Source organism: Paraburkholderia sp. (genome assembly GCF_035948235.1).
GTDB lineage: Bacteria > Pseudomonadota > Gammaproteobacteria > Burkholderiales > Burkholderiaceae > Paraburkholderia.
Genome location: NZ_DASZJJ010000293.1, coordinates 1 through 20,294 on the forward strand (window position 1 = coordinate 1; position 20,294 = coordinate 20,294).

Here is a 20,294-nt window from a genome sequence, read left to right on the forward strand (position 1 = left end):
CGACCATCACGAACAGCAGCACGAAGGCGGTGGACATCGAAGTCTTGAGCATCGGCACGACGATGCTTGCGTACACGCGCCAGCGTGGAATGCCGTCGAGTCGCGCGGCCTTCCAGATTTCGTCGTCGATGCCGCGCAGGCCCGCGAGCAGCAGCGCCATCACGAGGCCGGAGGCTTGCCACACGGTCGCGATCACGAGCGTATAGATCACGAAGCGCTGCGAGACGATCCAGTCGAACTGCGCGTGCTCGAAACCCATGTCGCGCAGCACGGCCTGCACGCCCAGCTCAGGATTCAGTATCCACTGCCACACGAGGCCAGTCGCGACGAACGACATGGCATACGGATAAAGAAAGATCGTGCGTAGCGCGCCTTCAGCGACTACGCGCTGGTCGATAAAGATCGCCAGCAGCAGCCCGATCACCAGACACGCGACGATGAAACACACGCCGTAGATCGCGAGGTTCTGCAGCGATACGATCCAGCGTTCGGTGTTGAACAGGCGCACGTACTGCGTGACGCCCGCGAACGTATTCGACGGCAGCGAGCGCGAATAGCTCATCGACACGCGCGCGGTCCACAGCATCGTGCCCAGATAGGCGAACACGACCGTGGCCGCCATGGGCAGCAGCGCGATCCACACGGCGAGCGAGACGCGCCGCCGCATGGGGCGCGCTGCACGCGCCTGCCGTTTGGTCCGCTGTTTGGCTTCGTCCAGCTTGAGCGCGTACATGGGCGGTTAGCTCTTGATCGCCGAGGCGAACGCTTTCTGGGCGTCGTCAACCGACTGGTTCTTGTTCCAGAAGTTGGTGATGACGTCCTGGAGCGAGCCCTGCACATCGGGCGGAATCAGCATTTCCGGGTTCGGCAACTGGCGCGCCTTGTCCTTCATGATGTTCATGCCCTCCTTCGCGCAGACGTCGAAGCCTGCGGTATCCACGTCGAGGCGAATCGGAATCGAGCCTTTCTTCTCGCTGAACGCGGCCTGCGCCTTCGGCGAGGTCATCACCGATGCAAGCAGTTGTTGCGCCTTGACGGCCTGCGGATTGTCGGTCTTCGGGAACACGAAGGCATCGCCCGCGATCATGTACGGCGAATTCGCGAAACCTGGGAAGCAGCCAAAGTCCTTGCCCGCGACCTGTTTGGCGTTGGAGAACTCGCCCTTGGCCCAGTCGCCCATGATCTGCATGCCGGCCTTGCCTGAAATCACCAGCGCCGTTGCGTCGTTCCAGTTGCGTCCGGGCGAGCCGGAATCGACGTAGTTATGCAGGCGCTTGAAGGTTGCGAGCACGTTCTTGAAGGCCGGCGAATTGACAGCGTTGGCGTCGCGGTCGCGGTAGACCTTCATGTAGAGATTGCGGTCCATGTCGGCGAAGATCGCGTCGAAGGTGATCTTCTCCTGCCACGCCTGGCCGCCCAGCGCGAGCGGAATCACGCCCGCGGCCTTGAGTTTGTCGAGATCGGCGAACAGTTCGTCCATGCTCTTCGGCTCGCTGGCGATGCCCGCCTTTGCGAACACCGGCTTCGAGTAGAAGAACCAGTCCTGCATATGGATATCGACGGGCGCGGCGTAGAAATGGCCGTTGACCTTGATCTGGTTGAGCACCGATTCGGGCAGGATGCCGTTCCAGTTTTCCTTGGCGGCAACCACATCGACATTATTCAGGAGTCCCTGGTCAATGAGGTCGTGGAACTGCTTCGAGGTGTTGAACTGCGCGGCGGTGGGCGGATCGCCGCCAACGATGCGGTTGATTGCCGTGGCGCGCGCCTGGTCGGCGCCCGCGACTGCGTTGTCGACCCACTGGCCGCCCGCCTGGTCGTAGGCTTGCGCGAACTGTTTGATGGCGGCGGATTCCCCACCCGAAGTCCACCAGTGAATCACATTGGCTTTGAGCGGCGCATCCGCAGCATGAGCGCCGAGCGCTCCGGCCAATGCCAGCGCGGCAACGATGCCGCGCAGGACAGGTGCGTTTTGCTTCATTACGTCTCCTCCGGTATTGCCGGTTTTATTTACAGGTATATGAAGTCAAACTGTCGCGGTGATACGGGTGGCTGTGCGCGCGCGGTCCTGCGGCTCTTACCTGTTACTTCCCCTGTTGACGCATTCTCGCGGCGCGCAGCCGATACAGCAATTACGGTTAATACCGTTCAGGTGGTCGTTTTTTCTCAACCGCCGTCGCGAGCGTTGCGCTCGGCGATAAAGCGCGCGATCAGCTCGGCGCTGCGCTTTTTGGTGCGCTTCTGCGTGTCGTAATCGACATGCACGACGCCGAAGCGCCGCTCGTAGCCAAACGCCCATTCGAAGTTGTCGAGCAGCGACCACACGAAATAGCCGCGTACATCGACGCCCTTCTTGATCGCGCCATCGACGGCGGCCAGATGGCGCTTGAGGAAGGCGATGCGCTGCGCGTCGACCACTTCGCCGTCCTGCACGCTGTCGTCGGACGCCATGCCGTTTTCGGTGATGTAGATCGGCGGCAGATTGTCGTAGGTGTCGTGAAAGCCCACCAGCAGATCGCGCAGGCCGTCGGGATAGACTTCCCAGCCCATCTGGGTGCGCTCCACATCCGGCAGCGGTACTTCGGTGAAGCCGTGCGCGCCGTCGCTCTTTACGTTGGTGCGGAAATAGTAGTTGATGCCGAGAAAATCGAGCGGCGTCGCGATGGTTTCCATGTCGCCTTCGAGCACCAGCGGCTCGGTGCCCGGCCACAATTCGAACAGTTCGGCCGGATATTCGCCCTTGAGCAGCGGGTCGAGAATCCATGCGTTGTGCTGCACTTCGAAGCGGCGCGCGGCGGTGATATCGGCAGGCGTTTGCGAATCGGGCGTGCCGCGCCCGACGTTGGCGACGATACCCTTGGCTGACTTCGCATCGTTGGCGCGCAGCACCTGGGTCGCAAGACCGTGGCCGAGCAGCAGGTGATGCATCGCCTGGGTTGCATAGCGCGGGTTCGACAGGCCCGGCGCGTGATGGCCGTTGCCGTAGCCCAGATACGCCGAGCACCACGGCTCGTTAAGCGTCATCCATGCGTCCACGAGACCCGTGAGTTCGCGGCTCATCAGATCGGCATAGTCGGCGAAGCGGTACGCCGTGTCGCGGTTGAGCCAGCCGCCGCGATCTTCCAGATGCTGCGGCAGATCCCAGTGATAAAGCGTCGCAAAGGTCTGGATGCCCTGCTCTTTAAGGCGCTCGAGCAGACGCTTGTAGAAACCGATGCCCTTTGCATTGGGACGGCCCGACGCATCCATCACGCGCGGCCAGGCGATCGAAAAGCGATAGGCCTCGAAATTGAGGTCCTTGAGCAGATCGAGGTCGCCGGACCATCGGTGGTAGTGATCGCACGCCACCGCGCCGGTATCGCCGGCCAGCACCTTGCCGGGCGTGGCGCTGAAGGTGTCCCAGATCGACGGCAGTCGGCCGTCTTCGGTCGCCGCGCCTTCGATCTGATAGGACGCGGTGGCCGCACCCAGCAGGAAATTGCGGCGCCAGAGCGCGGAATCGGGCGACGGCGTGAACGCGTCGTCGTCGAGAATGGCGGTGGATGCGGAATGCGGCGAAGCGGCTGAATCGTGTGTCACGAAAGCTCCTGCGCGAGGTCTGGCCGGTTGGTGGGCAGCCTTGCTGCCCGACCTTCCGGCGGTGGGAGTGGAAGCGCTTCCACAGCGCTTGAGGCGCACGATATCAGCCGCGAAAACTCATGGGCAATCAGGGTTTGTCTGGAGCGTTTTAAGTAGTTTGCGTGTAGGCGGCGTGCAGGCGAAAGCGCACGGCGGTTGGGCGCCTGGCACGCCGTGCGTTGAAACGATGCGTCCTGAATTACGCGTCGGCGTGGGCGTCGAGTTCGGGATGCACGGCGGCCAGCGCTTCGTGCAAGGTCGTGTAGAGATTCTCCGCGCCCACCACGGGCGTGATGCCGTGGCGATCCATGTCCGCACGCAGATAGCGATTGACGCGCCCGAAAATCACTTTCACACCGCTGCTGCGCAACGATTCACATAGTTCGTTGAGCGAACGACCTGCCGAATAATCGACATCGGTAATGGCAGCGGCATCGATCACGAGCCAACGCACCGCAGACGGCGCACCGTCGATCAGCCGGCGAATGTCATCGACGAAAAAATGATCGTTCGCATAGAAAAGGTCTGCGCCAAAGCGGTAAACGATGAGTCCCGGCGAAGTCATCTGCCCGGCTTGCGCGGGCACCGGCATCCAGCGGCCCTCTTCGTTGGGCATCAGCACCATCGTATGCGGGCGATAGCTGTGGCGTACATGGCGCAGCAAAGACAGCGCAATTGCGATGAGAATGCCGTTCTCCACGCCGATCAAGACGACCGACACCGCAGTGGCGACCGCGAGTCGAAACTCACCGCGGCTTTCCCCACGAATATCGATCAGTTGTCCGATATGTACCAGCCCGACGGCAATGGTAAAGACGATCGCTGCCAGCACGCAGCGCGGCAAATACTGCAGCCAGTTGCTCAGGAACAGCAGCACGATCACCACCACGCCCGCGAAAACCAGCTGCGCGAACTGACTGCGCGCGCCGGCCTGCTCGCCCATTGCTGTCTGCGTGGGACTGCCGTTGACCACAAATGCGCCGCTGAAGGCCGCAGTCACGTTCGCGGCCGCGAGGCCCAGCAGATTGCGGTCTTCGTCCACGCGCTCGCCGTATTTTTCCGCGAATGCGCGGCTCGTGGCTGCACTCTGCGCGACGATGATGACGAAGCACGACGCCGCCACCTGCAGCAGATCGATCATCTGGAACCAGCCGACGGCGGGAAACGCCAGATGTGGCAGCCCGCCCGCCACCGGACCGGTGATGGCAATGCCGTGGCCCGCAAAGTCGAAACGCGCGCTCGCGGCAATGCCGGCCACTACGGCAAGCAAAGGCACCGGCCAGCCCGGCCGCAAGCGCTTGAAGAGCAGAATCGCCGCGACCACCGCGGCGGAAATCGCCAGCGTCTGCCAATGAATCGAACCGGACTGCAGCACGATCTGCTTGATCTGCAGCACGGTGCGCCGCGAAGTGAACGGGATGCCCAGCATATCGCCGAGCATTGCCACGCCCACCTGCATGCCCACGCCAGTGAGAAAACCCACCAGCACGGTACGCGAGAGAAAGTCCGCCAGAAAGCCCAGTTTGAAGATGCGCGCGAGCAGCAGGATTGCCGCAGTGAGCAACGCCGTCATCCCAGCCAGCGCGACATATTCCGCGCTGGAGGGCGATGCCATGGTGGAGAGCTTGCTCGCGAAGATGGTGGCGGTGGCGGAGTCTGCGGCCACCACGAGATGACGTGACGCGCCGAACAAGGCAAACGCGATCAGCGGCAGAAAACCCGTATAGATGCCCGTCACCGCAGGCATGCCCGCGATGCGCGCATAGCCCAGCAACTGCGGGATATTCATCGAGGCGAGCATGATGCCCGCTTTCGCGTCGCGCAGCGCGCCTGCGCGGGTGAGCGGCCGCACGCCCCTGAACAGATCAAGCGCCATGGCAGCGTCCTTTCGATTCTTGCATCCGCATCGACTCCTCTATGAATTCTTGATGAAATTTTCGATTAGCGTTGTATCTTAGCGCGCCACTTCAACGCAGCGCTGCAGTGAAGGCGGGTGAAAGCTCGCGAGGCTGTGCGCGCCGACAATAAAAAAGGCCAGCGCAGAGGCTGGCCTTCGATTACCGCGTCGATCAAGCAGGTTCACACCCTGATCGGCGGCGGCACGTAGCGGCATTCGTAACGCTTTCTCACCGTGCCATTTTCATCGACGCTTTCCAGATACACGTCGAACTGCCAGAGCCGCGCCATGTGCCGCAGCACCTCGTCGGTGTCGCCGGAAAGATGGCGGTTGTCGCTCATGAAATGGCGCAACGTGAGACTGCGGTCGCCGCGCGTATTCACCGACCACACCTGGATATTCGGCTCGCGGTGATGCATGTCGTACTGACGCGAAAGCGCCTGGCGCACGTATTGATAGCCGCTGTCGTCATGAATCGCCGAGACCTCCAGCGCATCGCGCATATCGTCGTCGAGTACCGAAAAGAGCCGCATTTCGCGAATCAGATGCGGCGACAGATACTGCGCAACAAAGCTCTCGTCCTTGAAGTTGCGCATCGCGTAATGCAGGGCTTTCAGCCACGGGCTGCCCGCGAGTTCCGGGAACCACTTGCGGTCCTCGTCGGTGGGGTTTTCGCAGATGCGGCGAATGTCGCTCATCATCGAAAAACCCAGCGCATACGGGTTGATACCGCTGTAGTAGTGCTTGGTGACGGGCGGCTGATAGACCACATTGCTGTGCGAATGCAGGAACTCCATCATGAAGCCGTCTTCGAGCTTGCCCTGCGCATACAGCGTGTTGAGCAGCGTGTAATGCCAGAAGGTCGCCCAGCCTTCGTTCATGACCTGCGTTTGCCGCTGCGGATAGAAGTACTGCCCCACCTTGCGCACGATTCGAATGACTTCGCGCTCCCACGGCTCAAGCAGCGGCGAGTTCTTTTCCGCGAAATACAGCAGGTTTTCCTGCGGCTCGGGCGGGAAGCGTTCGTCGTATTCCTCGGCGATGGGCTGCTGCGTTTTCGGCAGCGTGCGCCAGAGTTCGTTGACCTGCGATTGCAGATACGCCTCGCGCTCGCGGCGCATGGCTGCCTCGCGTTCGAGCGAGAGCTTCTGCGGCCGCTTGTATCGATCGACGCCGTAATTCATGAGGGCGTGGCACGAATCGAGCAGTTCTTCCACACGATCGAGCCCGAAGCGCTCCTCGCATTCCGCGATGTAGTTCTTCGCGTAGACGAGGTAGTCGATGATCGCGTGCGCGTCCGTCCAGAGACGGAACAGGTAATTGCCCTTGAAAAACGAATTGTGGCCGTAAGCCGCGTGCGCGATCACCAGCGCCTGCATCGTCATGGTGTTCTCTTCCATGAGATAGGCGATGCAGGGATTCGAGTTGATGACGATCTCGTAGGCCAGACCCATCTGGCCCCGGCGATAGCTTTTCTCGGTGGAGAGAAAATGCTTGCCGAACGACCAGTGGCGATAGTTGACCGGCATGCCGACGGAGGCGTACGCGTCCATCATCTGCTCGGCGCTGATCAATTCGAGCTGGATCGGATACGTATCCAGTTCGTATTGCTCCGCAACATGCGAGATATGCGTGTCGTATTCCTCGATCAGGTCGAAGGTCCAGTCGGATGGGCACGGCAACGGCCGTCTGTCGGCTACGTTCATATGCACTTCCCTTTTTTGGGCAAACTGCCGCTCAGGAGGGAGCCTGTTCTCGTCGGGCCCGGGCGCCTCGGCGTGCGCGGGTTCGGCGACATGTTCCCCCATTTCCGGAGCGGCCTCGTGACCGGCTTGCTGCCCTGCTTGCCGGTCCGGTCCGTGGCCGCCCTTTTTCTGGCGCTCCGGCTGGTAGCCGCGCGCCTCGTTGTGCAGGTGGCGTGTCGTCATGAGCGCTCCACCTGCTTTTCGAACAGCTCCCGGAAAACGGGGTAGATATCCGCTGCGGTGTCGACCTTCTTCATCGCCAGTTCAGGTTCCGTGAGCGCTAGTTGGGCGTACTCAAGCCAGAGATTCTGTTCTTCCGGCGTCACCTGAATATACGCAAAATAGCGCACCTTAGGCAGGATGTCATCCGCGAGCAGCTTGCGGCACTTCGGCGAATCGTCGGTCCAGTTGTCGCCGTCCGAAGCCTGCGCGCCGTAGATGTTCCAGTCGCTCGGCGAATAACGGTCCTCGATCACCTTCTTCATCAGCTCCAGCGCGCTCGACACGACCGTGCCGCCGCTTTCCGTCGAATGGAAGAAGGTGTCTTCGTCCACTTCCTCGGCGCGCGTGTGGTGGCGGATGAAGACCACCTCGATCTTTTCGTAATTGCGCTTGAGGAACAGGTACAAGAGGATGAAGAAGCGCTTGGACAGATCCTTGCGCTGCTCGTCCATCGACCCGGACACATCCATCAGACAGAACATCACCGCCTGGCTCGACGGCTGCGGCTGCTTCACGCGGTTCACGTAGCGCAAGTCGAACGGATCGATAAACGGAATGCGCCAGATGCGCCCGCGCAGATGATGGATCTCGTCTTCTAGGATCTTGATCTCGTCGCGACGATCGGACGGATCGGCCATCAGCGCTTCGAGCTGCTCTTCAAGCGTGTGGAGTTCGTTGACGAGCGGCGCGCCCAGCGCGATACGGCGGCCGAGCGCGCTGCGCAGCGAGCGCACCACGTCGATGTTGTTGGGCGTGCCTTCGGCGGCCCAGCCCGCGCGGATGCTCTTCCACGTGGGCACGGCCATCAGATGAGTTTTGACGAGGCGCGGCAGTTCGAGGTCGTCGAAGAAGTACTGCATGAACTCTTCGCGGGACAGCTCGAACACGAAGTCGTCCTGACCTTCGCCTTCGTTGCTCGCCTGACTACCGCCACCGCCGCCGCCACCTTGCGGACGCGGAATACGGTCGCCGCGAATGTAGTCCTCGTTGCCGGGGTGGACCATCTCGCGCCGCCCGCCGGGGCCGTGCCGGAACGAGGGTTCGGCAATGTCCTTGCGCGGAATGGTGATGCTCTGGTTACTCTGGATATCTTTGATGCTGCGGTCACGCACCGCTTCCGAGACGGCGTGACGAATATAGTTTTTCACGCGGCGCAGAAAGCGCTCACGATTTGCGATGCTCTTGTTCTTGCCGGCCAGCCTGCGGTCGATGATTTGATGAAGCACATCCAGTCTCCCGCTCCAGTTTGGAATGGGCGAGGTGCGCAGTCTGGGTTGCCGTGCCTGCCGCGTTCACCCGCTCGCGGCTGCGTGGCCTGCGCCCTGCCGGAGTTTCCTTTTGCGCCGCCGCATGCTGATTGCGGCGGCGCAGCAGGAAGGTAAAGCCTCTGCGCTCATGACGACTTGCGCACCCGCAGATACCAGTCGCAGAGCAACCGGACCTGCTTCGGCGTATAGCCCTTCGCCACCATACGGTTGACGAAGTCTTCATGCTTGCGCTGTTCTTCTGCCGATCCCTTTGCATTGAACGAGATAACCGGCAAAAGTTCTTCCGTATTCGAGAACATTTTCTTCTCGATCACCACGCGCAGCTTCTCGTAGCTGATCCAGGCCGGATTCTTCCCGGCATTGGCGGCACGCGCGCGCAGTACGAAGTTCACGATCTCGTTGCGGAAGTCCTTCGGATTACTGATGCCCGCGGGCTTTTCGATCTTCTCCAGCTCGGCGTTCAAGGCCGCGCGGTCGAAGCTCTCGCCCGTGTCGTGATCGCGGAACTCCTGATCCTGAATCCAGAAGTCGGCGTACGTGACATAGCGATCGAAGATGTTCTGACCGTATTCCGAATACGATTCGAGGTACGCGGTCTGAATCTCTTTGCCGATGAACTCGGCGTAACGCGACGCCAGCACGTCCTTCACGAAGGACAGATACTTCTGCTCGGTTTCCGGCGGGAACTGTTCGCGTTCGATCTGCTGCTCGAGTACGTACATCAGGTGCACCGGATTGGCCGCCACTTCGGTGGAGTCGAAGTTGAACACGCGCGAGAGAATCTTGAACGCGAAACGCGTGGAGACCCCGTTCATGCCTTCATCGACACCGGCGAAGTCACGATACTCCTGGTACGACTTGGCCTTTGGATCGGTGTCCTTGAGATTCTCGCCGTCGTAGACCTGCATCTTCGAAAAGAGGCTGGAATTCTCCGGCTCCTGCAAACGCGTGAGCACCGACATCTGCGCCATCATCTTGAGCGTACCCGGCGCGCAGACCGCATCGGCCAGCGACGAATTGCGCAGCAGCTTCTCGTAGATCTTCATCTCTTCCGAGTAGCGCAGGCAGTACGGCACCTTCACCACGAAGATCCGGTCGAGGAGTGCCTCGTTGTTGCGGTTGTTACGGAAGGCCTTCCATTCCGACTCGTTCGAGTGAGCGAGGATGATGCCGTTGAACGGGATCGCGCCGAAGCCTTCGGTGCCCTTGAAGTTGCCTTCCTGGGTGGCCGTGAGCAACGGGTGCAGCACCTTGATCGGCGCCTTGAACATTTCGACGAATTCGAGCAAACCCTGATTCGCGAGACACAGACCGCCGGAATAGCTATAGGCGTCTGCATCGTCCTGCGCGTATTGCTCGAGCTTGCGGATATCGACCTTGCCGACCAGTGACGAGATGTCCTGATTGTTCTCGTCGCCAGGTTCCGTCTTGGCGATACCGATCTGACGCAGGATGGAGGGATAGCGGCGCACCACGCGGAACTTGCGGATGTCACCGTTGTACTCGTGCAGGCGCTTGACCGCCCACGGGCTCAGGATGCTCTTCAGGTAACGGCGCGGAATGCCGTATTGCTCTTCGAGGATGGGGCCGTCTTCGTCGTAGTCGAACAGACCCAGCGGCGACTCGTTCACGGGCGAACCCTTGATCGAGTAGAACGGTACGCGTTCCATGAGCTGTTTCAGACGCTCGGCGATGGACGATTTGCCGCCGCCAACCGGGCCGAGCAAGTAGAGAATCTGCTTCTTTTCTTCGAGTCCTTGCGCCGCATGGCGGAAGTACGCGACCACTTGCTCGATCACGTCCTCCATGCCATAGAACTCGCGGAAAGCGGGATACACCTTGATGACCTTGTTCGCAAAGATGCGCGACGTGCGCGGATCATTGCGGGTATCGATCTGTTCTGGTTCCCCGATTGCCGTCAGCATGCGTTCGCCAGCCGTGGCGTACGCGCTGGGATCTTCTTTGCAGAGCGCGAGATACTCCTCGAGCGAGAGTTCCTCTTCTCGCGTTTTTTCGAAGCGGGTCGCGAAGCTGCTGTAGATATCCATGCTACCTCCTCGCCGAGATCTGCGACCGATGTCGTGCGCGGCGCGCTAATCGGAAACGACATCGCTCGAATTCATCCTAAACCCTTTTGAATTTTTTTTCACACATAAATCGCGCCTGATTCAAGGGCCGTTTTGAGTTCTTGGAGCTACGACCACTACGTCTTACAATGATCTTCCCCGCTCTCGCAAGTTTCACGCCGCAAGCGTGTGACATCGCGAAGGACTTCGACGTTCCAGCAGCACGACTGCAGTGAAACCGCGCGTCGAACTCCGCTGCCCGCCCTCCCGCTTGTTGCGCACTGCTTCTTTCCAACAACGCATGGCCGCACAAGCCGTGTACACGCCGCAACGATTTCCATCGCCATATTTGTAACAAGTCGGGCGCGGCAACGCGTATTCGACTCGCGTGTACGGCAGCTTCATCAATCGCGCATTTTTTCTTGCGCATTTTTTCTTGTTTTACGCGTCGTATTTGCGCGTGTCGGTGACCTGCCGCGCATTTATTCGTGCATCTGCACAGGCGCTTTTACGCGGCCCGCTGCCCCTATCGTCAGTAGTGGCTTTCTCATGCCGACACCGGCACGCATGCGTGAAAAATGACACGCGTGACAGCTTGTCTGTGCGACTGTTTGTGCGCTTGTTCGTACATAACGCCGAACATGCCGAACACGCCAGAAAATCAGCCCAACGAAAAACGAGGCCAACAAAAAACGGCCAACGCGCACGAAGCACGATGGCCGTTGATGTGTTCATGACGCATGCGATGACTGCGTCGCGCATCCGGTTACACGAACTCGATCTCGACTTCGCCGAAGCCGTCGATATGACCATGCAGTAGACCAGGTCCTTCGATGCGGTGAGCCCCTACGTAGGAACCCGTGGTAATGGTCCATTCCGGCTCGATGGTGATGCCCATCGCCGCGCAATGGTTGACGAACCAGACCAGCAACTCGCGCGGGTCGCCCGCCGGATTGCCTGGGGCCTCGGGCACGAGCGAAACGCCGTCGAAGCTCAGTTCGAGTTCGGGCGCGACGAAGTCCAGCGCACGCGCCAGCGTGCCATAGGGCTGCGCGTGCCCTGTTACGAGCGCGCCATTGTTCTGCGCATCGGCGAGCTGGGCCAGCGGCGCGACATTGGGCCATTCGGCATAACGGCTATCGACGATTTCGATGGCGGGCAGCACCTGCCCCACCAAGGCAAGCACTTCGTCGCGCGCATAGGCGCTGGGGCGCGGCGCGACCGGCTCGGCGAAGCGAAAGGCGATTTCCAGTTCCACCAGCACGCGGAAGAAGTGTTGACGCTCGATGCGCGCGGGCGAGGCATGCACCAGCGTGGCCGGGATCGGCGCGCCGGAGGCCGCGCCGCCAGGCGTACGTGCGCCGATCTTCCAGGCGCCCGTGGCGGTGCCGAGGCCCGCGATCACGGCCTGCTGGATCGCATAGGCCGTGGCCGCATCGGGCGGCAGGCTCTCGGGCGGCAGCGTCTCGATCAGGTGATGGTGGCGGCGCGCCGTCACGAGGCGTTGCACGAGATCGTCACGTGTCATGTCTGGGTCCTTTTTGTACGTTCGCATGCCGGGGGCGCCTGAGCGCGGCCTGGCCGGCATGTTGTCGTCATGTCGCGTTGCGGCGCTGCACCGCTGCGCCGCCCGATTACCGCTACAGCAATGCGGCGCGCCCTCCCTGGCGCCCGTTCGTGACCGCATTGCCGCCCCTGTGAATACCGCTTGCCCTGCGCTTATGCAGTTCGCACGAACGCGCAGCGTGCCGCTGCGGCGTTTGCGCTGCACGCGCTCCGCATCCATACGGACTTGGGCACACCCGAACGCGCAGGTTGCAACGCAGTGTACCTTGCGTCCCTGGCCGTGCGCGTGACACGACACACAATGTACCGTAACCCGTTGGCCGCGGCGCGTGGCTGGGACATGGCGGGTCCGCGCGGACGAAAAAAAGCCGCTGCAATGCAGCGGCGTGACCTGAGCAGCCCGACAGGCTCGGTGCTCGAGACGGCGCGTCTGGCGCACCGCCTTCAATATGACGATTAGAAGGTTTCCCAGTCGTCGTTCGAGCCGGCGCTGGCCGTAGCGGCAACGGGCGCGGCGGGACGCACCGCAGGTGCCGGCGCGCGCGGGGCGGCCACGGCGTGCGCCGGACGCGCCGCGACGGGCTTGGCCGCCGCACGCGCAACCGGCTTCACGCTGGCTCTGACGGGGGCGGACGTGGGTGCCGTCGGCGTCGATGCTGCCGATCCAAACGTCATAGCCGACGCGCCATGATCGTCCAGGTTGAACACCGCCACAGCGGAGCGCAGGCGGCCCGCCTGGTCCTCCAGCGACTGCGCCGCGGCGGCGGCTTCTTCCACCAGCGCCGCATTCTGCTGCGTCACTTCGTCCATCTGCGTGACGGCGCGCGCCACCTGGTCGATGCCGCTCGACTGCTCCTGCGAAGCCGCCGCAATTTCACCCATGATGTCGGTCACACGCTGCACCGCGCCGATGATCTCGGTCATCGTGCGGCCCGCTTCGTCGACCAGCGCCGAGCCCGCCTGCACGCGCTCGACCGAGTTGTCGATCAGCGCCTTGATTTCCTTGGCCGCCGCCGACGAGCGCTGCGCAAGGCTGCGCACCTCGCCCGCCACCACGGCGAAGCCGCGACCCTCTTCGCCCGCGCGGGCCGCTTCCACGGCCGCGTTGAGCGCGAGAATGTTGGTCTGGAACGCGATGCCTTCGATGATCGTGATGATGTCGGAGATCTTCGCCGAGCTCTGGTTGATGTCGCCCATCGTGCCGACCACCTGGCTCACCACACTGCTGCCCTTGTTGGCGATCTCGGAAGCGTTGGCCGCAAGCTGGCTCGCCTGGCGGGCGTTCTCGGCGTTCTGCTTCACGGTGCCGGTCAGCTCTTCCATGCTCGACGCGGTTTCCTGCAGCGCCGACGCCTGCTCTTCCGTACGCGAGGACAGATCGATGTTGCCCGCCGCGATCTGACGCGTGGCCGTCGCGATCGATTCGGCGCCTTCGCGCACCGAGCGCACCGTGTCGGTCAGGCTGCGCTGCATGCGCGAGACGCCGCCGAGCAGTTCGCCCATTTCGTCACGCGTGCGCACCACAACGGGGCGACGCAGATCGCCGGCGGCGATCGCCGTGAACGCGCCCAGCGCCTCGTTCAGCGGCTCCGAGATCGCCCGGCGCAGCGCCAGGAACGAGAACACCGAAGCGCCGATGCCGATCAGAAGCGCCGCGATCACCGCGACGCGCAGCTCGCTGAATGCCGACTGCGCGGCGTCGAAGCCCTGCTGCGCGAGCGCGGTCTGCAGCTTGTCGAGCGCGAGATCGGACTTCGAGAGCTGGTCGTAAGCGGCCTGCAGCGCCTTGGCGCCGTCGAGCACCTTGCTCTGATCACCTGCCGTGATGACCGCGGCGAAGCTGTCGGCGGCCTGATGCAGCGCGTCGCGACGGGCCGCGACGTCCTGCGCGAGGCGGTCCTCTTCCTGGCCGCGCGGCAAATCGGTGTACTTTTTCCAGTAGCTGTCGGAGATGCCGCGCATCTCGTGGGCGCGCGCAAGCGTCGCCGCCGCGTCCGGCGTGCCGATCTGGAAAGCCGCCCGATCGAGAGCCAGACGCTCACGCGCGGCGTAGATTTCGGCCATGTTCACGGCATGGCCGCTTGGCATCTGGTTGGTGTAGGTATCGCTGTAAGCGTCGTTGGATCGTGTGAGGCCAAGCAGTCCCACCACGCTGATGACGACGATGAGCGCCGCCAGAAAACCCATCGTGAGGCCGATGCGCGCCTTGATGCTGATGCCCTTGTTCATGACTCTCCCGAACTTGCCGAAGGCGGTGGCTGCCGCCCTGAAAAACGATTAACTGCGATTAACCTGCACTTAACTCGTTTACGGCAAACGTTTGAGAGACTTGAAATTGTTATATGGTATGAAGAAATAATTAAAATGCGTGGCGCAATAATTACAAATCAATATCCATTTCTTTCGATTCATTGACAATGCACCCAACACTTAACTGCGCAGATCGGCGAGTGTCGGAATGGATGGCTGCGCGCCCGCCCGTGTCACCGAAATCGATGCCGCGCGCAGCGCGAATGGGATTGCCGCTTCAGCCGATTCGCCCGCCGCGAGTTGTGCCGCCAACGCGCCAACAAAAGTGTCGCCGGCCGCGGTCGTGTCGATCGCCGCGACTTTAGGCGCGGGCCAATGGCGCGTTGCTTGCGTGCCATCGTCCAGCAACGCGCACACGCCCTGCGCGCCCAGCGTAATCAACACATTGCGCGCGCCCGCGCGTCGCAGCGCGCCGGCGGCGTGCGCGGCTTCATCGGGCGTCGTCACGGGCAAGCCGGTGAGCGCGGCGGCTTCGAGTTCGTTGGGCACAAGGTAATCGACGAGCGGCATCCATACGGAGGGCAGCGGCCCGGTGGCCGGGGCGGGATTGAGGATGGTGATCGTGCCGAGCCGGCGCGCGGTGACAAGCGCGGCGTGCACCGCGTCCGGCGGGGTCTCCAGTTGACAGACCACCACCTGCGCCGCCGCGAGCACGTCCTCATGGCGCGCGAGCGTGGCAGGCGTCACTTCGCCATTGCTGCCCGCGACGATGACGATGGCATTCTGGCTCGCATCGTCGACGACGATCAGCGCCACACCGGTCGGCGCCGCGGGCGAGGTGTCGAGCGCGCCGCAATCGATGCCTTCCGCGAGCAGTCCGGCGCGCAGACGCTCGCCGTTGGCGTCGGCGCCCACGCAGCCGATCATCGCCACCTGGGCGCCCAGCCGCGCGGCGGCGACGGCCTGATTGCCGCCCTTGCCGCCCGCCACCTGCACGAAGGCGCTGCCCGCGAGCGTTTCGCCCGCACGCGGCAGACGCGGCGCGCGCGCCACCAGATCCATATTGAGACTGCCGACCACCACCACGCGCGCTCTTGCCGCCGCGCCGGGCGTGGTCAGGGATTGCGCGTCATCGTTGTTCGCATTGTTCGTCGCCACCTCGTCATCTCCTCTGCGCCTCTTCGTCTGTGCGTGCTGCGTCGAAAAGCCGGGCGGCGTGCGCGCGAGCGCGGCGGCGTCAGGCCGCGAGCGAGGCAGGCTCGGGTTCGGGTTCCTGCTCGGACGGCGCCTGGGCCTTGCCGCTCCACGGCGCGGTCGACTCGCGCTGCAAAAGCTGCGGTGTCATTACGCGCCGCTGCACCTTGGCGTCCGCACGCTCGCGCTCCGTTGCGCCGATGCGCTCGATCAGCGTGAGCGCCGCCATTTCGCCGAGCGCCCGGGCGGGCTGCCCGACCGTCGAGAGCGCGGGCCACGTGAAATGCCCCAGCTCGATATCGTCGAAGCCGATGATCGAGCAGTCGTCCGGCACGCGCAGGCCGCGCTCGGCGGCGGCGCGCAGCGCGCCGATGCCCATCATGTCGTTGCCCGCGAAAATTGCGCTCGGGCGTACGGTGTCGAACAGTTGCGCCGCGGCGCGATAGCCGCCCGCGCCCGAGAAGTCGGCTTCGACGATCGCGCCCGGCGCGATCTCGATCCCGCGTTCGGCCATCGCGCGCAGGAAGCCGTGCATGCGCATGGCGCTCACCGCCGTCGTGACCGGTCCGGTGATGCAGCCAATATTCGAGTGGCCGAGTTCGAGCAGATGGCGCGTTGCGAGCCACGCACCGCGCTCGTGGTCGATCTGCACGAGATCGGCGTCCAGGCCTTCGATATTGCGGTCCACCACCACGATCGGCTCGCGCGTGTCGCCCAGCGTTGCGGCGAGCACGGCGTCATCGCCGGCGGAGGCCACGATCAGCCCGTCGATACGCTTTTCCTGCAGCACGCGCAGGTAGTTGCGCTGCTTGACCGGATCGTCGTCCGAATTGCAGAAGAACACGCAATAGCCCTTCTTCGCGCAGCCGTCCTCGACGCCGCGCGCGAGTTCGGCGAAATACGGATTCGTGCCGTTAGGCACGACGAGCCCGATGGTCGCGGTCGAGCGCGCCTTGAGCGAGCGCGCCACGGCCGAAGGCACGTAGTTGAGGTCGCGGATCGCCTGCTCGACCTTGGCCCGCACTTCCGCGGACACGGGCCGCGAATTGTTCACCACATGCGACACCGTCGTGAAAGACACCCCCGCCACGGCGGCCACATCTTTGATCGTCGCCATTTTTCTGTTGCTCCTGCTTCGTCCTGCACGTTTTCTACTGCTGCCGCCGTACATGCGGCGATTGCTCTCGACGCCCACGCTGGTTTGCTGGTCTGCTGCGCGGGCGCGCCCTCGTTACGTTGTTATTGCTGCGAGTGCTGCTCTGGGTGTTGCCGTATTGCGTCGATGATCCGGCGATGGGCACGCTGCCCGGTCCGCAGCCTGCTCACCCCTTGCCTCATCGCTCTACCGCTCTTTTTTCATCGTTTTCATCATTTGCCGCCACCGCCTCTGCGCTTGTTGCGCCGGTTGCTGCGATACGTGTCGAGCACCACGGCCACCACAATCACCGCACCGGTGATGATGCGCTTGGTCGGCTCGTTCGCGCCGATCTGCGCGAGCCCCGCCGCCAACACCGAAATGATCAGCACGCCAAAGAACGTGCTGATCACCGATCCGCGGCCGCCCATCAGGCTCGTGCCGCCGATCACCACGGCCGCGATCACCTGCAGCTCAAGGCCGACGCCCGCGTTCGGATCGGCGGCTTCGAGACGCGACACCTGAAACAGCGCCGCAAGTCCCGACAAGGCGCCCATCAACGCGAACACCAGAATCTTGTACGGCCGCGGATCGACGCCCGCAAGCCGCACGGCTTCCTCGTTGGTACCGATACCAATCAGGTAACGGCCGAATACCGTGCGCGTGAGCACCAGCTGTGCGATCACCATGACCGCGACGGCGATCAGGAACGCGGGCGAGATGCCGAACGCGATCGGGTTCGAGAGAATGTCGAACGCATCGCCGATATAGGCCGTGCGCGAATTCGTCATCTGGTACGCCAGACCGCGTGCGGCCTCCAGCACGCCGAGCGAAACGATGAACGACGGAATGCGCCAGCCCACCGTCACCGCGCCCGTGAGCGTACCCGTGGCCGCCGCGGCCAGTACGCCGAGCAGCGCCGAAGGCAACGGCCCCAGGCCCCACTTCAGCGCGGCCACGCTCACCACCGAAGCGCCCAGCGCCAGCACCGATCCCACCGACAGATCGATGCCCGCGATGATCAGCACGAACGTCATGCCCACCGACATCACCACGAGATCGGGAATCTGGTTCGCGATCGTGCTGAACGTATCGTAGGTCAGGAAATGCGAACTCAGCAGCGAGAACAGCACGATCATCGCGATCAGCGCGAGCGCCAGCCCCAGATAATTCGACAGGCCGAAACGCGTGCCGACGGGTTTGGTGCTTGCCACCTGCGCGTCATGGCCAGGCGGCGTCTGTTGTTCGCGCAACGGTTGATTCGTCATGAAGCGCTTTCTCCTGGGCTCTTTCCCGAGCCGTGATCGTGCCTTGCATCCTGTTGCTGACCGGGCGCGACCGCTGTTTCCGGATCGGGCAGATCGGCGGCATCGGCAAGCAGCGCGTCTTCGGCGCGATAGCCCGCGAACGCCGCCCCTAGCAGCGCGTCCTGGGTCCACTCTCCGCGCGCGAATACCGCCGTCATCTTGCCCGCCGACATCACGCCGATGCGGTCGCAGATCAGCATCAGCTCGCGCAGATCGCTCGACACCACCACCAGCGCGCGGCCTTCGCGTGCGAGCGCACCCATCAGCGCATAGATGTCGAACTTCGCGCCCACGTCGATACCACGCGTCGGCTCGTCGAACAGCAGCACGCGCACGTCGTTCGAGACGCGCCGCGCTAGCCAGCGCCCGATGACGACCTTCTGCTGATTGCCGCCCGACAGCTCGCCGACTGCCTGGCCCGGACCCGCAGTGCGAATACGCATGGCGTCGATCTGCGCGGAAGCCAGCGCGTTTTCGCGCGCAGCGTCCACCACGCCGTAACGCGACACCGCGCCGATATTGCCGAGCGACACGTTGGCGGCAATCGACTGCGGCAGCAGCAGCCCTTCGCCCTTGCGGTCCTCGGTGATCAGCGCGATACCCAGGCGCACCGCATCCACCGGCGAGGCGATCTGCACCGGCACGGGCGTAGCGCCTGGCGTCGGCGCGAGTGCGACTGTGCCGCGATCCCTGGCATCGGCGCCGTAGATCAGGCGCATCAGCTCCGTGCGTCCCGCGCCAATCAAACCCGAGACGCCGAAAATCTCACCCGCGCGCACTTCGAATGACACGTCGCGCACGACATTCGCTCGCCCTAGCCCTTCCACCTTGAGCAGGGGCGCGGCGATGCGCCGCTCGCCCAGATCGATGCGCTCGCCAAGCTCGCGGCCCACCATCAGCGCGACGATGCGATCGGGCGTGAGGTTCGCCATCGCGTCCTCGCGCACCAGCCGCCCGTCGCGCAGCACGGCTACGCGCTGCGCGATGCGCTCCAGCTCTTCGAGCCGGTGCGAGATATAGACGAGCGCCACGCCGCGCGCCTTGAGCCGGGCGATCTGCTCGAACAGCAGCTCGACTTCGCGGCCCGTGAGCATCGCGGTCGGCTCATCGAGGATCAGCACGCGCAGCGGCGCGCCTTCGGTGCCAATCAGATTGCGCGCGATCTCCACGAGTTGCTGATGGCCGATGCCAAGCTCGCCCACCGGCGTGTCGGGGTCGATCGCTTCGAGGCCGACCTGGGCCATCGCCGCGCGCGCATCCTCGCGCAGACGCGTGCGATCGATCCAGCCCGCCCAGCCGAGCGCTTTGGCGCGCGGCAAATGATTCAGGTACAGGTTCTCGGCGACCGAAAGCGTGGGCAGGAGGTTCAGTTCCTGCATCACCATGCGTACGCCGAGCGCTTCGGCTTCCTTGCGGCTTGACGGCGCGTAGGGGCGGCCCATCAGCGTCATGCTGCCGGCGGTGGGCGTCGTCAGACCGCCGACGATTTTCGACAGGGTGCTCTTGCCGGCTCCGTTCTCGCCCGTGAGCGCAAGCACTTCCCCGGCGCGCAGCGCGAGGCTGACGTCGGCGAGCACCGGCTGCTCGTAGGTCTTGCCGACGCCCGTCACCGTCAGCACCGCGCCTTGGGCGGATGCGGGTGACTGTGCATCGGGGGCAATTGCTTCCATCACGATCCTGTAGTCGCGCTGCCTGGGCCGTCTTGGGCGCGGATCCGCACAAAAAGGGCGCGGCCGGCGCGCGTCGCGCGCTGGCCCGCCCTCTCCACAAGCTGGCGGCCGCCGCCAGGACGGCCCGCCTTCGGCGGCGCAATCGTCGAACCCCGCCGCAACTTCCGCTCAACCTCGGCTCAACTTCGCTCACGCAGCCATCACGCTACGAATAACGGCGGCGCAGAGGTTTTCTTGAGCGGTTTATTACACAAGGGCGACATCATCCTGCGCGCAATCCTTTGCGCACGCCGCCAGACCGGGCAGGCCGTTGCATAGCGCAGCAAAACCAACGATTCGGGATGCATATTTTGTGC

Annotated in this window: 14 protein-coding genes; 1 reads left to right on the forward strand and 13 read right to left on the reverse strand. The window is 63.4% G+C overall.

The window, feature by feature from the left end; translation table 11 throughout:
* The 7 genes from VG320_RS25805 to VG320_RS25835 form a co-directional block, all read right to left on the reverse strand.
* On the reverse strand, positions 1 to 733 hold a 733-nt coding region (locus VG320_RS25805; protein ID WP_327202903.1), incomplete at its 3' end, for a sugar ABC transporter permease.
* A 6-nt stretch (positions 734 to 739) separates the two neighbouring features.
* Complete coding sequence (locus VG320_RS25810; protein WP_327202904.1) at positions 740 to 1,981, reverse strand: ABC transporter substrate-binding protein; 1,242 nt, start codon at positions 1,979 to 1,981, stop codon at positions 740 to 742.
* 185 nt (positions 1,982 to 2,166) lie between these two features.
* Complete coding sequence (locus VG320_RS25815) at positions 2,167 to 3,579, reverse strand: GH1 family beta-glucosidase (protein ID WP_414696121.1); 1,413 nt, start codon at positions 3,577 to 3,579, stop codon at positions 2,167 to 2,169.
* Positions 3,580 to 3,817: 238 nt separating this feature from the next.
* Positions 3,818 to 5,494, reverse strand: coding sequence for a SulP family inorganic anion transporter (locus VG320_RS25820; protein WP_327202905.1), 1,677 nt, complete (start codon positions 5,492 to 5,494; stop codon positions 3,818 to 3,820).
* A gap of 203 nt (positions 5,495 to 5,697) precedes the next feature.
* Positions 5,698 to 7,443, reverse strand: coding sequence for a SpoVR family protein (locus VG320_RS25825; protein WP_327202906.1), 1,746 nt, complete (start codon positions 7,441 to 7,443; stop codon positions 5,698 to 5,700).
* Positions 7,440 to 8,708 (reverse strand): YeaH/YhbH family protein, encoded by a 1,269-nt coding sequence (locus VG320_RS25830; RefSeq protein WP_327202907.1) that lies wholly within the window; start codon positions 8,706 to 8,708, stop codon positions 7,440 to 7,442. The genes VG320_RS25825 and VG320_RS25830 overlap by 4 nt, the downstream gene beginning before the upstream one ends.
* A 167-nt stretch (positions 8,709 to 8,875) precedes the next feature.
* The gene (locus VG320_RS25835; RefSeq protein WP_103703772.1) at positions 8,876 to 10,798 is read right to left on the reverse strand and encodes a PrkA family serine protein kinase; all 1,923 of its coding nucleotides are present in this window, start codon (positions 10,796 to 10,798) and stop codon (positions 8,876 to 8,878) included.
* Positions 10,799 to 11,204: 406 nt separating this feature from the next.
* Here VG320_RS25835 and VG320_RS25840 point away from each other — a divergent pair, with 406 nt between their 5' ends.
* Positions 11,205 to 11,636 (forward strand): hypothetical protein, encoded by a 432-nt coding sequence (locus VG320_RS25840; protein WP_327202908.1) that lies wholly within the window; start codon positions 11,205 to 11,207, stop codon positions 11,634 to 11,636.
* On the opposite strand, the gene VG320_RS25845 is transcribed toward VG320_RS25840, so the two are convergent.
* The 6 genes from VG320_RS25845 to VG320_RS25870 form a co-directional block, all read right to left on the reverse strand.
* Positions 11,583 to 12,344 (reverse strand): hydratase, encoded by a 762-nt coding sequence (locus VG320_RS25845; protein ID WP_327202909.1) that lies wholly within the window; start codon positions 12,342 to 12,344, stop codon positions 11,583 to 11,585. The genes VG320_RS25840 and VG320_RS25845 overlap by 54 nt on opposite strands.
* Positions 12,345 to 12,838: 494 nt before the next feature.
* Complete coding sequence (locus VG320_RS25850) at positions 12,839 to 14,611, reverse strand: methyl-accepting chemotaxis protein (RefSeq protein WP_327202910.1); 1,773 nt, start codon at positions 14,609 to 14,611, stop codon at positions 12,839 to 12,841.
* Between the two features lie 201 nt (positions 14,612 to 14,812).
* On the reverse strand, positions 14,813 to 15,718 hold the full coding sequence (rbsK, locus tag VG320_RS25855; RefSeq protein WP_327202935.1) for a ribokinase: 906 nt from the start codon (positions 15,716 to 15,718) through the stop codon (positions 14,813 to 14,815).
* 151 nt (positions 15,719 to 15,869) lie between these two features.
* Positions 15,870 to 16,943 carry a LacI family DNA-binding transcriptional regulator gene (locus tag VG320_RS25860; protein WP_327202911.1) on the reverse strand — a complete coding sequence of 358 codons (1,074 nt, stop codon included), beginning with the start codon at positions 16,941 to 16,943 and terminating at the stop codon, positions 15,870 to 15,872.
* A gap of 251 nt (positions 16,944 to 17,194) precedes the next feature.
* The gene (locus VG320_RS25865) at positions 17,195 to 18,229 is read right to left on the reverse strand and encodes an ABC transporter permease (RefSeq protein ID WP_327202912.1); all 1,035 of its coding nucleotides are present in this window, start codon (positions 18,227 to 18,229) and stop codon (positions 17,195 to 17,197) included.
* Entirely contained in the window at positions 18,226 to 19,938 is a 1,713-nt protein-coding gene (locus tag VG320_RS25870) for a sugar ABC transporter ATP-binding protein (protein WP_327202913.1), read from the reverse strand. Before VG320_RS25870 ends, VG320_RS25865 begins: the two co-directional genes overlap by 4 nt.
* Positions 19,939 to 20,294 lie beyond the last annotated feature (356 nt).

Bases quoted from the DNA above. Each gene is read 5' to 3' on its own strand.
- VG320_RS25810 (WP_327202904.1), bottom strand. From the start codon at position 1,981: ATGAAGCAAAACGCACCTGTCCTGCGCGGCATCGTTGCCGCGCTGGCA.
- VG320_RS25820 (WP_327202905.1), bottom strand. From the start codon at position 5,494: ATGGCGCTTGATCTGTTCAGGGGCGTGCGGCCGCTCACCCGCGCAGGC.
- VG320_RS25825 (WP_327202906.1), bottom strand. From the start codon at position 7,443: ATGACGACACGCCACCTGCACAACGAGGCGCGCGGCTACCAGCCGGAG.
- VG320_RS25835 (WP_103703772.1), bottom strand. From the start codon at position 10,798: ATGGATATCTACAGCAGCTTCGCGACCCGCTTCGAAAAAACGCGAGAA.
- VG320_RS25845 (WP_327202909.1), bottom strand. From the start codon at position 12,344: ATGACACGTGACGATCTCGTGCAACGCCTCGTGACGGCGCGCCGCCAC.
- VG320_RS25850 (WP_327202910.1), bottom strand. From the start codon at position 14,611: ATGAACAAGGGCATCAGCATCAAGGCGCGCATCGGCCTCACGATGGGT.
- VG320_RS25860 (WP_327202911.1), bottom strand. From the start codon at position 16,943: ATGGCGACGATCAAAGATGTGGCCGCCGTGGCGGGGGTGTCTTTCACG.
- VG320_RS25865 (WP_327202912.1), bottom strand. From the start codon at position 18,229: ATGACGAATCAACCGTTGCGCGAACAACAGACGCCGCCTGGCCATGAC.
- VG320_RS25870 (WP_327202913.1), bottom strand. From the start codon at position 19,938: ATGGAAGCAATTGCCCCCGATGCACAGTCACCCGCATCCGCCCAAGGC.